Origin of the sequence: Pseudomonas marginalis, assembly GCF_024169655.1 — a bacterium.
Lineage (GTDB): Bacteria > Pseudomonadota > Gammaproteobacteria > Pseudomonadales > Pseudomonadaceae > Aquipseudomonas > Aquipseudomonas paraveronii.
In genome coordinates, this window is the sequence record NZ_JALJWV010000001.1 from 3462952 (window position 1) to 3475650 (window position 12699).

The window sequence follows — 12699 nt, forward strand, 5'->3', positions numbered from 1 at the left end:
TCAGGCCTCCATCGCAACGGGCGAAACAGCGTCTTGGGCGTCGATAAAATGCAGGACAATCCCTTCCTCAATGCTGTAGCCCAAGGTCACGCCAAAGGTTTTCTGCCGGGCGGCTTGGCGTTGCAGCAACTGCTGACTGAGGACCGGCAGAATCTGCTGATTGAGCAGGCTGTCGATGTTGCGCGCGCCTGTGTCGGGCAGCAGGCAGGCCGCAACCAGCGCCTCGTTGAGGGCAGTGTCGACCTGACAATCCAATCCGTAATGACGCTGCAAGCGCTTGGCAACGTGGGCAAGTTTGATGGCGACGATACGTTGGAGGGCATCGGCTTGAAGCGGGCGGTAAATCAGGGTTTGGAAACGAGCCAATAAGGCAGGCTGGAAGTGTTCGCGCAGGATCGGGCGCAGCAACGCGTGCAAGGTACTGTCGGGTGCGTCGGGGAACTCTTGCAGGCCAGTTTGAAGTTCATCGCTGCCAAGATTGGAAGTCATGAGGATGACGGTGTTGCGAAAGTCGATTTCCCGACCTTCGCCATCGCGCATGCAGCCCCGATCAAAGACCTGGTAAAAAATATTGAGAACGTCGCGGTGTGCCTTCTCGACTTCATCGAGCAGCACCACGCTGTAGGGGCGTTGACGCACGGCTTCGGTGAGCACGCCGCCCTGACCGTAACCGACGTAGCCGGGAGGTGAGCCTTTGAGCTGGCTGACGGTATGGGCTTCCTGATATTCCGAGAGGTTAATGGTGATCAGCGATTTTTCGCCGCCGAACAGCGTGTCGGCCAGGGCCAGGGCCGTTTCGGTTTTGCCGACGCCGCTAGTGCCGACCAGCAAAAATACGCCCAGCGGCGCTTTTTCGTCTGTCAGGCCGGTCCTAGCTGCGCGTAGGCGCTGGGCCAAAGCACTGAGCGCAAGGTCCTGGCCGATCACTTGCTCACCCAGTTGGTATTCCAGCTCAAGCAGGCTGGCTTGTTCGTCCTTGAGTAAGCTGCCCAGCGGTACGCCGGTCCAGTCAGCGACGACTTCGGCCACACTGCGCGCATCGACGTCGAGGGACAGCAGTGGCTGGTTGCCCTGGGCGTTGCTCAGTTGTTGTTGCAATTGCAGGCAGACGGCCCTTTGTGCGGGTTCTGCCTGACGGGCATCGCACAATTGCTGGGTAAGCTCGAGTTCGTTGCGGTATTGCGCCTCAAGCCCGACTAGCTGGCGGTGCAACTCGGCGTGCTGCGCGTCGATGATCGCCAGGCGCTCGCTGGCGGGGCTGCCGCTCAGTTGCTGGTCTTCTTCCAGGGCCTGGCGCTCCAGCTCCAGGGCCGTCTGCTGGGCCTTAAGGCGCACCAGTGCTTGCGGCTCGCAGTCCACGCTCATGCGTGCCCGTGCACTGGCGGTGTCGAGCAGGTCGATGGCTTTGTCGGGGAGTTCGCGGCCGGTCAGGTAGCGTCGTGAAAGAGTCACCGCGGCTTGTACCGCCGCGTCCTGGATGTGCACGCCGTGATGGCTGGCGTAGCGCGCCTTGAGACCGCGCAGCATCAGGCAGGCGTTGGCGTCGTCCGGCTCGTCGACCTTGACCATCTGGAAGCGTCGTTCCAAGGCGGCATCGCGTTCAAAATACTGTTTGTATTCACCCCAAGTCGTGGCGGCGACAGTGCGCAACTCGCCACGCGCCAGGGCCGGCTTGAGCAAGTTGGCGGCGTCCGCACCACCCGCCTGGTTACCAGCGCCAATCAGAGTGTGGGCTTCATCGATAAACAGCAGCACCGGGTGCGGCGACAGTTGCACGGCCTCGATGACGTTTTTCAGGCGTTGTTCGAATTCGCCTTTGACCCCGGCGCCCGCTTGCAACAAACCCAGGTCAAGGGTGCGTAAGGCGACCTGCTTGAGGCTGTCGGGGACATTGCCCTCTACGATACGTAACGCAAGACCTTCAACCAGAGCGGTTTTGCCTACACCGGGCTCCCCCACCAGGATCGGGTTGTTCTTGCGCCGACGGCTGAGAATATCGATCACCTGACGGATCTCATCGTCACGGCCAAACACCGGGTCGATCTGTCCCGCCCGCGCCTTGGCAGTAACGTCGTGGGTGAATTTGTCCAAGATGACTTTCAGGGCATCCGGTTCATCGGTGCCGGATAAAGCCGGCAGCTCAGTGTGGTCCCGTGTCGCTTCTTGCTGCACTTGCGCACGTTCTTCGGAATGCTGGTCGAGCAACACCAATAACCGCTGTAACTGGGCATCGCTGATACTAAGCAGCGGCCAAGTGGCGTCGCACACCAGCAGGCTCGGAGTTTCCAGCAGCGCACCGAGCAAATGGGCCGAGCGCAGGATCTCGTTATTGCCATCCAGGGATGCCAGCAGCCAAGCATTCTTGATCAGTTGTTGCAGCTTGCCGCACAGCTGTGGCTTGTTTTGCACGCTGCGCGGCAGGGTGTCGAGGTGGTCGATCAGGCCGCGCCAGAGTGCATCCATATCCCATTCGTAACGACGGGCGATAAGGGTCAGGTCGCCCTCGCCTTGCTCCAGCAACTTGAGCAGCCAGTGTTCAATGGTGACCTGCGCGTGGGCACGGCTTTGGCACAAAGTTGCCGCTGCACTCAACGCCTGGGTGCAATAAGGATTGAGACGGCGAAGCAAGCGCGTGGAATGTTGGGCCATACGGTTACATCCTTGTTCGGTGATGGTGGTGTGTCATCGTTAACGCCAGCCGCGGGTTGGAAACTCGATGTGTTTGGCTGAACGCCCGCGAACGGACGCTCAACCCAGCACACCGGGAGCCAGCAGGCAAAGGCCCACCTGCTGCTCCACGCATATCAAGCGCTTTGGCGTTCATTCCATGAATCGGAGTGGATGATGTTGCCGTCCTTGTAGGTCCAGGTGACCTTCTCGTAACGCAACTCCACCTGCTCGAGGTGGTTGTGCTTCTCTTTGCTGGGGTCTTTGACGTCGTGCATTTTCGGTGCGACCTTCACGACTTTGACCTCTTCGAGTTTGGTGATGAAGTACTCGACTTCCTGCCCCGCATCGTCGATGCGGTACCACTTGAACTCGGCGCTCTTGAGGGTTTGCCCGGTGGTGACCGCCTTGTAGAGATAGGGGCTGGACGCGTCGATTTCCTTGGAAAACAGAAACGGGGTGTGAACCCGCGTCCCGGTCAATTTCCCGGTGTTATTGTCGGTGGGGATGTACAGACTGTGATCCTGGGCAACCACCTCGATGCTGCCCTCGCGTTGTTGCACGTTCACCGAACCCTTGATATTTGCGCCGCCGTCGTCTTGCAGCCAGAGGTAAACGGGAATTGCCATGTGAAGCTCCTTTTTCTCGTAGATTTAAATGTCGCGGAATGCGACCGGGGGTTGCCTGTCCGGGTGTGCGACGGGAAGCACGCAGGCCCCCGCCTCAGGCACCAGACGGATATCAACGCGGCGGTTGGCTGCACGCCCCGCCTCGGTGTCGTTGCCGGCAATCGGCTGGCTGGCGCCAAAGCCCTGCACGGCAAAGCAGCTGTCGGGAATGCCGCCCATGCGCTGCATCCAGTCATGCACGGCAGCGGCGCGGGCGCGGGACAGTCGAAGATTGTTTTCGGGGTCGCCAGTGGTATCGGTATGCCCTGAGATGACGATCAGCCAGCCGGGCTGGGCCTTGATATCGACCAGCGCATTGATCAGCGTCTTGGCCGAATCCGGCTTAAGCAGGGCACTGCCGCTGGCGAACAGCGACAGGCTGTCCAGCCGCACCGGGCGGGCAGCCGGCGCCGGCGATGCGGCCGGTGGCGGTTCAACGTGAGCGGCCAGTACCGCCTGCAGCGCAGCGCGCATGCGTTCGCCGCGATACAGGCCCAAGCCAAATGCCAGGGGCGCACCGTGCCGGTAGTACGCGTCCAGTCGTTGGCCGTCCTGGCGCAGCACGGTCACGGCATTTTCACGCCAAAGAAACTCGCGCTGGTTACGCTGGGTCGGTTGCGGGATAGCCGAATAACGTCGCAGGTCATCACTAACTTGGCGTAGCAACAGGGCGTTCTGCCACGCCGAACTGGCGAGTGCGACAACAGCCGCCACGGCGAACAACCACAGCGCAATAACGCTTGCACATTGCACCGGGGAACGCAGCGGGCCGAGCGGCAGCAGGTTGAGTAAAGGGTCCGGGAACGGCAACACCGCATCCGTCACGGTCTCTCTGTGATCCGTCAGCGCCACTTTGCTGCGTAACCATTGCTGCCACAGGTTCCCCTTCACGGCATGCGGCAATGCCGGCACCCACGTGACTGCGCAGGTCGCCGCCAAGCCAGAAGCGTTGCGACTGACAAGGTGCGGCAGTACCGCGTCATGAAGCCAGGCTACGGTGCTGTTCAACTGAACACTTGCGTGCATCCGGGCAGCCTGCCTGGGCGAGTCAGCGGGTTGCTGTTGCCAGTCATCCAGGCTGACGCAAGCACCCGCATCACACACACGGACCTCGGCCTGCCCGTTGCCCCAACAGAACCAAGGCGCCTCGTCCCGCAAGGTTTGCAGGTAGCTCACCAACAACAGCGGCAGCGCAACGCCGCGCTTGCGGGCCAAGGCCATCTGATGACTGAAGGCGCGCACCTGACCGGCGAGTACGGCCCCATCACTTTGCGCACCCGGGCTGACGCTGAACATCACGCCCAGTTGCCCGGCCCAGCCCGGACGCACGGCCAGAACCTGATCAGTGACAACCAGCAGCTGCTCCAGGCTCGGTACGCGCACGTAGCACCCTTGCTCAGTCACGCGCAGGGCCAACTGCTCGGCGGCAACCCTGCCGAACAGCCCATCCAGGCCATCACCGCAGACCAGCACCACCGGATGACGAAACCCCGCAGCGGGCAGCACATTGCCCTCGGCCAACCTCAGCGACCCACGCTGCCGCTCGGCGCGCAGACGCAGTGATACCCAGGCCCACGCCACACAGCACACCGCGATCAACCCGCCGAGTACACGCACCCACAGCGCGAGCGGAATGATGAGCAGCAACGCGAGCACGAGGACACCCGCCCACAGGTAAAGGATGCGATGCAGATTGAAGGTCATCTGGCACTCACCCCTGATCAGGCAAGAGCGAGGCAATCGCATCGCTCAACAGATGATCCAATCCCCACCACGTCGCAACGAGCAACAGAACCACTGTCAGCAGATGAATCAAAGGTGAACGCAGCCAACCAAAGCCCGCGCTCAGTTCGCCACAGCCCACCTGCGTCGGCACGCGCTGACTGACCTTGAACGGCGCCACCTGTGCGTCGAGAGCCACCAGCAATTGCTCGCGTTCGGGGTCGCTCAAATCACGATAGCGCCCGCGAAAACCCAACATCAATACGCGCTGAAATACCGTCAGCACATGCCGGTCAGGCGCGGGCTCGCTCAATACGTCACGCATGGCCTCGTACAGGAACTCACCGGCCTGATGGCGATTGAAAAACTTGGCCTGCAACGGTGCGCTGGCCCAATCGGCACGGGCATCGACTTCGGAGCAGGTCAGCACGGCTTCGTCGAGCAGCGCGCATTGAGCATGACTGATGTGGTCGATACTGCGCTGACTCAGGCCCGCCCGCTCAAGGCGCTGCCGAGTCTGCTCAACCTGCTCGACACAAAGTTCGCCCAGCTCCCGGCCAGGTAGCACCGAGGCGCCCTAACGCAACTCGACCACCAACAGGTAGGTGTCCTGTAACAGCGCGTCAATATCCACCGCCGCTGCAGTTTGTGCGTTGGAAGGCGTCGGTTTCATGAGCGCAGCACCGCAAACAGTTCCAGCTTGACGTCGACCAAGCTGCTTGGAACGTAGAAAGCGCAGACCCCTTCGTCCAGCACCGCCTGCCCCTTGGAATGACCGAGATCCAGCGCGAAGTATTGATTTTCCAGACGCAACGGAATCGCCGCCGGCACATGGCTGAGGGACTGCAACGGCACCCCGTCGAGCGCCGCGTTGATCAAATAATCGACATCATCCGGCGTACCGATCTTGCACAGGCGCGGGAACTGATCCTGCACCTGCGCCGCCGGCAGCCGGCTGCGCACCGACAGATAGAAATCGGCCCCCTCACGCTCGCGCAAGCGCGGGTCATTCAGCGTGACCTGCCAACGGTTGGCCCCCTGCACTTCCAGCACCAGAGCAATGACCCGCGACGGTAGACTGGCCTCCAACAACAAGGAGAGGGAGTGCATCAGCGGCGGGAACACCGCTTCCAACGCCGTGTGCCGGTATGCGGGGATCTTGTCGACATCGTGTTCCAGCGAAAACGTGAGCAGGCTGCCGGCCAGCTTGATCAACTGCTGGTAGACCTGCTCGGGATGGCGTGCGGGGAACTCCAAAAGATCGGCCAATACCGGCTGATAGGTATTCAAGGCATTGAGCAGCCAGAACAGCGACACGTCGGCAACGGCAAAGTCGGCCATGCGCTGATTGCTTTCCCGCCGCATCCCCATGAGCCTTTGCCGCTTGGCGGACAACTGCGTCAACAGGTTGTCCAACTGGTTCAGCAGCCCCGGGTGCGCGGCGAAACTCAGCAACGGCGGCACATAGGCCGGGTCGAGGCTCCAGGCCCCCTGCCCGTCGCGCACCAGGCGTGCGACCGGGCACGTCATGTAATCCGCATTGTCGTCGCGCTGCAGACGCAGGCTCAGCGCATGCTCCAGCACGCCAATCGACTGCACCTCATCGGCGTAAATGTCTTGTACTTCGCGCCAAGACTGGCGATAGCGCATCGGTCGATCGTCCCGGCCGCCCTCGAACAGGCAGTTGTTGCCATTGGCCTGCTCCAGCGGCAAGGCCACGTGCAATAACACGGCCTGATCGTCGTCAGCCAGCAACTGTGCCAGCTCCAAGGCGGCAGGCAGGCGGTCCACCTGCTCAGTGTCGATCCAGGTGCCATCAGGCATGCGCACACGCAGTTGAGTCGCCTTGAGCTTTCCCAGCCGCAATGCGTCGAGGTCGAACCCCACCGCCTGGACACCCCAAGGGTGTGCCAGAGCCAGGTGCGCGAGCTGTTCGTTGGTACAAGCCTCCCAGCGTGCCTGTTGCTGGAATTGCTGCGGCGACAGCAACGCCCCGGCGGCCCACAGAGGGCGATCGATATTCATGGCATCGTTTCCCTGCGACTGAATCAGGCTTTGGCCTTGGGCATCTGCGAAACCAGCGACAAGTTCACGTCCATACCCTCGACCTGAAAGTGCGGCACGGCATACAACTTGACGCGGAAGAAACCGGGGTTGTCCTCGATGTCTTCCACCGTGACCTTCGCATCCCGCAGCGGGTGTGAGGCCTGCAAGTCATCGCCCGGATCAGTCATCTCGGTGACCAGCCCGCCGATCCACTTGTTCAGTTCCAGTTCCAGCAAACGCCGGTCCTTGGTGGTGCCAATGTTTTCGCGCTGGATCAGCTTCAGATAATGAGCAATGCGTGAGAGCAGAAAAATGTAAGGCAGGCGTGCGTTGATTCGACTGTTCGCCGTGGCATCGGCCGTGTCGTACAGCGCCGGCTTTTGCGCGGAGTTGGCCGAGAAGAAACACGCATAGTCGCGGTTCTTGTAGTACGAAAGCGGAATGAACCCGAGGTTGGCGAACTCGAATTCACGGGTTTCCGGAATCATCACTTCGGAAGGGATCTTGACCTGATTGCCGGTGCCCAGGTCGTACAAATGGATCGGCAGTTCAGTGACCGCACCACCCGATTGCGGCCCACGAATCTGCACGCACCAACCGTTGGTGATGAAGCTCTTGACCATGTTCGCGGCAAAGGCAAACGATGCGTTGGTCCACAGGTACTTGTTGTGATCCGGCCCTTTGACACTCTCGATGTAATTGAAACTGCGCACCGGAACAGTGTCGGGCCCATAGGGCAAGCGCCCCAGGACACGTGGCATCGTCAGGCCGATGTAACGCGCATCATCACTGTCACGAAATGACTTCCACTTGATGTATTCGGCACGATCAAAGTAGTTGCCGATGTCTTTGATCGCGGCCACCTCCTCCATGGTCTCTTTGCCGAAAAAGGCTGGGCCGACGGACCCCACGAACGGCATGTGGGCGGCGGCGGCGACTTTGGAAATATTGCGCAGCAGCGCGATGTCCTGAGGCCTACGATCGAATTCGTAGTTTGAGATAGCCGCCGCAATCGGCTCGCCACCCGGGGTGTCGTACTCCTGCGTGTAGGTATGCAGGTACAAGCCACTCTGGGCAATTTCTGGCGCATCCTCGAAGTCTTGTACCAAGTGGTCCTTGCTGACATCCAATAGTTCTATGCGAACGTTCTGGCGGAAATCCGTCTGATCAATCAGCGACTTCACACCGCGCCAGGTTGATTCGACGCGCTGGAAGTCCGGATGGTGCATGACCGCATCGAGCTGACGGCCAATCTGCCTGTCCAGCGAAGCGATATGTTCATCCAGCAGGACTTTATCCAAACGCTCGATTTTTTGCGGCGTTTGCTTAAGCAAGTTTAAAAACACACTAACCGCCGCCGTCACCCGCTCATCGGCGGACACCTCCGACAGCGCGTCCGAGTTTTGAAAGATATCAATGCCTGCCAACTCAGAAACAGGACTTAAATTGATTTTATTAAACAGCGCAGCATAAACACCACAGGACTCTTCAGACAACACTGTGGCGCCGCGCGATTGCACGTTGGAATTTTCTAAAGACATGATTTAACTTCCCTTTAAACTACCGCAATGAATTAACGTTCTTCTTCAGGCGCCAAGGCCGCCAACTCAGCGCGCAGTTCGTCACTGAGCGCATCATCCTTGAGGATGCGTTCCAATTCATGGCGGAAGGTCACGTTATCCAGCAGATTCGATTTGAGATCACGCAACAGGTTGCGCATCGCCAATAAGGCACGCAATTGTGGAATCTGCCGCGCCACCTGTTCGGGCTCGAAGTCCTTCATGCGCCGGAAACTCAGTTCGACAGCGGTGTCGGACTCATCGTCGTCCAAGGTGTTGTTGACGGCGAGCTTCAGACCCGGCGAGAACTCGCCCAGGACGCTGTCAAAGTTGTTTTTATTGATATCTACCTTGCTGCGCTCGGAGAGCGGACGCTGCTCCTTGCCGTTACTGTAGTCACCCATCACCATCAGTTTCAAAGGCAACTCAACCTTTTTCTGCGCACCGCCGGTATGCAGGTCGAGCTTGATATTAACCCTGGCTTTTGGCACTTCATTTTGAAAGCTGCTTAGCGTCATCGCTTCATTCCGTGAGTTTTCCAACAGCGCTGATCAGCCATTAGAGAAAAGTAAGACGGGAACTTAATGAAGTTAAATCCCCACTCTGGAACACCAATGAGCTACATGGCACATGGCATCCCCTTGCTCACTAGAATGAAGTATCACTGCGAGAATTTACCACCCCCCGAATCACGGACAGGAACTTTCCATTGCGCATCGGAGATATTTCCCACAAACCACGCAGACTATCTTTATTGCTAAGAATATTTAAGATTTAAACCTCAAACCGGGATTTAACTGTCAGATATTTCTTAACACCATAGGCACACAATAAAAGAACAGTAGACATATGGGGTTTTATATAAATCCATTTCGATTTTTTCCTATGCCCCCAGTACTAAAACTTATAAGCAAACCAACGCTCAGGGACCAGGAGATGCCCCCCCCCGCCGCGGTTTTACATCATAAACATTGAACCCCTGTAAAAAACGCCTAAACCTCCCGCGCCTTCACCTTCAAATGCCGCGCATACCACGGCCGCTTCGGCACCCACTTGAACAAGCCTTGCGGCGCGTCGTCTTGCGCAGCAAACGTAATTTCATGGTCTCTGGGTCCATCCCCATCTACCGCCCCTCTGCAAGCCCGGCGTGGTGCTGCAGCCAAAGGAACCACATGCGCTGCTGCGCGTAGGACAACGCCTGGCGATCCTGCGCCTCCCCCCCGGCCGGAATCGGAAACCGGGAAAAATCCACCCCTTCCTTCTGTAGCGTCTGCAGGAACAGTTGGCGTTTTTCCAGGGACAACCCGATAAACCGGCGAGCGCGTTTCAAGGAGTCTTCAGCATTCATTTCTTGGAGTCCGGAACGTCACGCTCAACGACCTGACGCACCAGGCGCTGAGTGAGTTTCTGCTACATCACTGCGCCGAACCTGCCCCGGCGCTTGGCTGACTAGCCCAACCGCCGACTCCCCAACACGGCCGCGCCAAGCACCACCGCTCCCGCCGCCAGCGCCACCCAGAAGCCGCTGGCCGCGCCGAAGTGGTCGATCATCCAGCCGGAGCTGGCGGCGCCGATCGCCACGCCGATGCTCAGGCCTGTGATCAGCCAGGTCATGCCTTCGGTCAGGCGGCTCGGCGGCACGATCCGCTCCACCAGAGCCATGGACACGATCAGGGTTGGGGCGAAGAACAGCCCGGAGATGAAGATTGCCACGGCGAGGCCGGGGATATTGGTCACCAGCAACAACGGCAAGGTCGTCAACGCCGTGGCCACCCCGCAGCACAGGAACTGGCGAGGCAACGCTGCTTTGAGCTTGAGGGTACCAAAGGCCAAACCGGCCAGACACGAGCCGATGGCATACACCGACAGCACAATACTTGCCGCCGCCGGTTGGCCCTGGTGCTGGGCGAAAGCGACGCTGACTACGTCCACCACACCGACAATCACCCCCATGGCCAGCAACAGGATCATCAGGATCAACACCGAAGGCGAAGCGATCAGCCAGCGGTCGTGATGATCATGGTGTTCATGCACGGGCGGCTCGCTCTGGCGTTGCATCACGAACGCAGTGACGCCGACCGCCAACAGCAACGCCGCCACCAAAGGCCCGGCCTCCGGAAACAGCACCACGCTCAACCCCACCGAAATCGGCGGGCCGATGATAAAGCACACCTCGTCGAGCACCGACTCCAGGGCAAACGCGGTCTGCAGCTTGGGCTGGCCCCGGTACAACTCGGTCCAGCGTGCCCGCACCATCGCCGACATGTTGGGCATGCAACCGGCCAGCGCGGCGAACACAAACAACACCCAGTTCGGCGCCTGCAAACGGGTACTCAGCAACAGCAACAACAACGCCCCACCACCGAGCAGCGCAGCGATCGGCAACACCCGCCCCTGGCCGTAGCGGTCGACCAGCCGTGACACCTGCGGCGCGCAAAATGCCGTGGCCAGGGCGAACACCGCCGCCACCGAGCCAGCCAGGCCGTAGCCGCCATGCACCTGCGAGAGCATGGTAATCAGGCCGATACCGGTCATGGAGATGGGCATGCGCGCGAGCATGCCCGCCAGTACAAAAGCCCGCGCACCAGGCGCCTGGAACAATTCGGCGTAGGGATTTGCCATGACTGAAACGCCTTCTTTCCTTGATTTGCGCAACCTTTTATCACACCAACCGGGTGATCTGTTTATGCCGCCACACCAACCGGTAATACGCGGTCTGCAAACCGAGCATCGCCAGGTACGTCAGCGGAAACGCCATCCACACCCCTTCCAGGCCGAACTGTGCATCGAGCAGGTAAGCCACCGGCAATTCCACGCCGAGCACACAGAAGATCGAAATCGCCACCGGCATCAGCACGACGCCGCTGGCGCGCATGATCCCGCCTATCACGGCCTGGAAGCCGAACACCAGAACGCTCCACAGCATGATATGCAGCAGGTGTTCGGCCTTGATCCGCGCAGCGTCGTCGGTGATGAACAGGCCGAGTAACCAGTGCGACAGCAGGTAGCCGAGCAGGATCAGGCCTCCGGTCAGGCAGGTATTGATCAGCAGCCCGGTGCGCAGGATCGGCCCGATACGTTCCAGGCGCCCGGCACCAATCGCCTGCGCACCGAGGATCGACGCAGTAATAGCAATCGACAGCGCCGGAAACTGCACATAGTTGACGATCTGCGTCACCGCGCCATAGGCCGCCGTGGCCTGGGAACCGTGGCTGTTGACCAGGGCCAGGATGACCAGCTCCGACAGCGACAGCACCACCATCTGTAGTCCGGTAGGCAGTCCAATGCGCAAGACTTTGCCAAGAATCACGCGGTCCAACCGCAAGGCCGCGAGCAATTCGCGGTCCGGCGCCATCACATGGTTTTTATGCCGCAGGCGCAGGATCAGATACAGCATGGCCGCTGCGTTCCCCACCAGGCCGGCATACACCGCACTCTGGATACCCATGGGCGGCAGGCCGATCCAGCCGCGGATCAGCGCCGGCGTCAGCAGCAGGCCGACGAACGTCGAGACCATCAACGCCAGCAACGGCGAAACCGTGTCACTGACACCGCGCAGCAACTGGGTGTAGAGGATAAACACCAGCAGCAGCGGCATGATCAGCATCATCACCTGGGCATAGCCTACCGCGTCGTCCAGCACGTCCCCCGGCGTGCCCAGGGCCTGGAGCGCCGGACGCGCAAACAGACTGCCGAGCACCGCCGCAACCAGGCCCACCAGCGCGCCCAGGGTCAGGGTGGCGCCGGTGATCGCCTTGACCATAGAGGTTTCCTTGGCCCCCCAGGCCTGACCGATCAACACCGAGGCCCCCGCCCCCAGGCCGATCACCAGAGCGATAAAGAAAAACACGATGGGGAACATCCCCGACACCGCCGCCAGCGCCTGGGTACCGAGCATTTGCCCGATATAGATGCCATTGAGCGTGCCGGAAAAGCCCTGCAGAAAGTTGGACAGCACCATCGGTGCAAGGAAGATCAGGTAGATCTGCCACAGCGGGCGTTGTTGGGTGACTTCCATGGTAATTCGGGTCCCTGGA

The 12699-nt window shown here is 60.1% G+C and carries 8 protein-coding genes and 2 pseudogenes; all 10 read right to left on the reverse strand.

All coding sequences use genetic code 11. The features are described 5' to 3' along the window. The 10 genes and pseudogenes from tssH to J2Y83_RS15660 all read right to left on the reverse strand — a co-directional run bounded on the left by tssH (position 1) and on the right by J2Y83_RS15660 (position 12680). Positions 1–2649 (reverse strand): type VI secretion system ATPase TssH, encoded by a 2649-nt coding sequence (tssH, locus tag J2Y83_RS15615; RefSeq protein WP_253396506.1) that lies wholly within the window; start codon positions 2647–2649, stop codon positions 1–3. 155 nt (positions 2650–2804) lie between these two features. Beyond that, positions 2805–3296: an Hcp family type VI secretion system effector gene (locus J2Y83_RS15620; RefSeq protein ID WP_253396507.1), complete on the reverse strand. Its 492-nt coding sequence runs from the start codon at positions 3294–3296 to the stop codon at positions 2805–2807. Between the two features lie 24 nt (positions 3297–3320). Then, positions 3321–5039, reverse strand: a complete 1719-nt coding sequence (locus J2Y83_RS15625; RefSeq protein WP_253396508.1) for an OmpA family protein — start codon at positions 5037–5039, stop codon at positions 3321–3323. A 7-nt stretch (positions 5040–5046) separates the two neighbouring features. Further along, positions 5047–5730 (reverse strand): annotated as a pseudogene (gene tssL / locus J2Y83_RS15630) (type VI secretion system protein TssL, short form). Then, the gene (tssK, locus tag J2Y83_RS15635) at positions 5727–7082 is read right to left on the reverse strand and encodes a type VI secretion system baseplate subunit TssK (RefSeq protein WP_253396509.1); all 1356 of its coding nucleotides are present in this window, start codon (positions 7080–7082) and stop codon (positions 5727–5729) included. The pseudogene tssL and the gene tssK overlap by 4 nt, the downstream one beginning before the upstream one ends. 23 nt (positions 7083–7105) lie before the next feature. Next, the gene (gene tssC / locus J2Y83_RS15640; protein WP_253396510.1) at positions 7106–8644 is read right to left on the reverse strand and encodes a type VI secretion system contractile sheath large subunit; all 1539 of its coding nucleotides are present in this window, start codon (positions 8642–8644) and stop codon (positions 7106–7108) included. A gap of 32 nt (positions 8645–8676) precedes the next feature. Continuing rightward, positions 8677–9180, reverse strand: coding sequence for a type VI secretion system contractile sheath small subunit (tssB, locus tag J2Y83_RS15645; RefSeq protein WP_253396511.1), 504 nt, complete (start codon positions 9178–9180; stop codon positions 8677–8679). 641 nt (positions 9181–9821) lie between these two features. Next, positions 9822–10010: pseudogene (locus J2Y83_RS29895) on the reverse strand (hypothetical protein); the annotation flags it as partial. Positions 10011–10111: 101 nt separating this feature from the next. After that, positions 10112–11284 carry an MFS transporter gene (locus J2Y83_RS15655; RefSeq protein ID WP_253396512.1) on the reverse strand — a complete coding sequence of 391 codons (1173 nt, stop codon included), beginning with the start codon at positions 11282–11284 and terminating at the stop codon, positions 10112–10114. Between the two features lie 40 nt (positions 11285–11324). After that, positions 11325–12680: an MATE family efflux transporter gene (locus tag J2Y83_RS15660; RefSeq protein WP_253396513.1), complete on the reverse strand. Its 1356-nt coding sequence runs from the start codon at positions 12678–12680 to the stop codon at positions 11325–11327. Positions 12681–12699: the final 19 nt, after the last annotated feature.

What these genes read in the sequence shown, in the direction of transcription:
- tssB (WP_253396511.1), bottom strand. Translation starts at nt 9,180, where the DNA reads ATGACGCTAAGCAGCTTTCAAAATGAAGTGCCAAAAGCCAGGGTTAAT.
- J2Y83_RS15625 (WP_253396508.1), bottom strand. Translation starts at nt 5,039, where the DNA reads ATGACCTTCAATCTGCATCGCATCCTTTACCTGTGGGCGGGTGTCCTC.
- tssK (WP_253396509.1), bottom strand. Translation starts at nt 7,082, where the DNA reads ATGAATATCGATCGCCCTCTGTGGGCCGCCGGGGCGTTGCTGTCGCCG.
- tssH (WP_253396506.1), bottom strand. Translation starts at nt 2,649, where the DNA reads ATGGCCCAACATTCCACGCGCTTGCTTCGCCGTCTCAATCCTTATTGC.
- J2Y83_RS15620 (WP_253396507.1), bottom strand. Translation starts at nt 3,296, where the DNA reads ATGGCAATTCCCGTTTACCTCTGGCTGCAAGACGACGGCGGCGCAAAT.
- tssC (WP_253396510.1), bottom strand. Translation starts at nt 8,644, where the DNA reads ATGTCTTTAGAAAATTCCAACGTGCAATCGCGCGGCGCCACAGTGTTG.
- J2Y83_RS15655 (WP_253396512.1), bottom strand. Translation starts at nt 11,284, where the DNA reads ATGGCAAATCCCTACGCCGAATTGTTCCAGGCGCCTGGTGCGCGGGCT.
- J2Y83_RS15660 (WP_253396513.1), bottom strand. Translation starts at nt 12,680, where the DNA reads ATGGAAGTCACCCAACAACGCCCGCTGTGGCAGATCTACCTGATCTTC.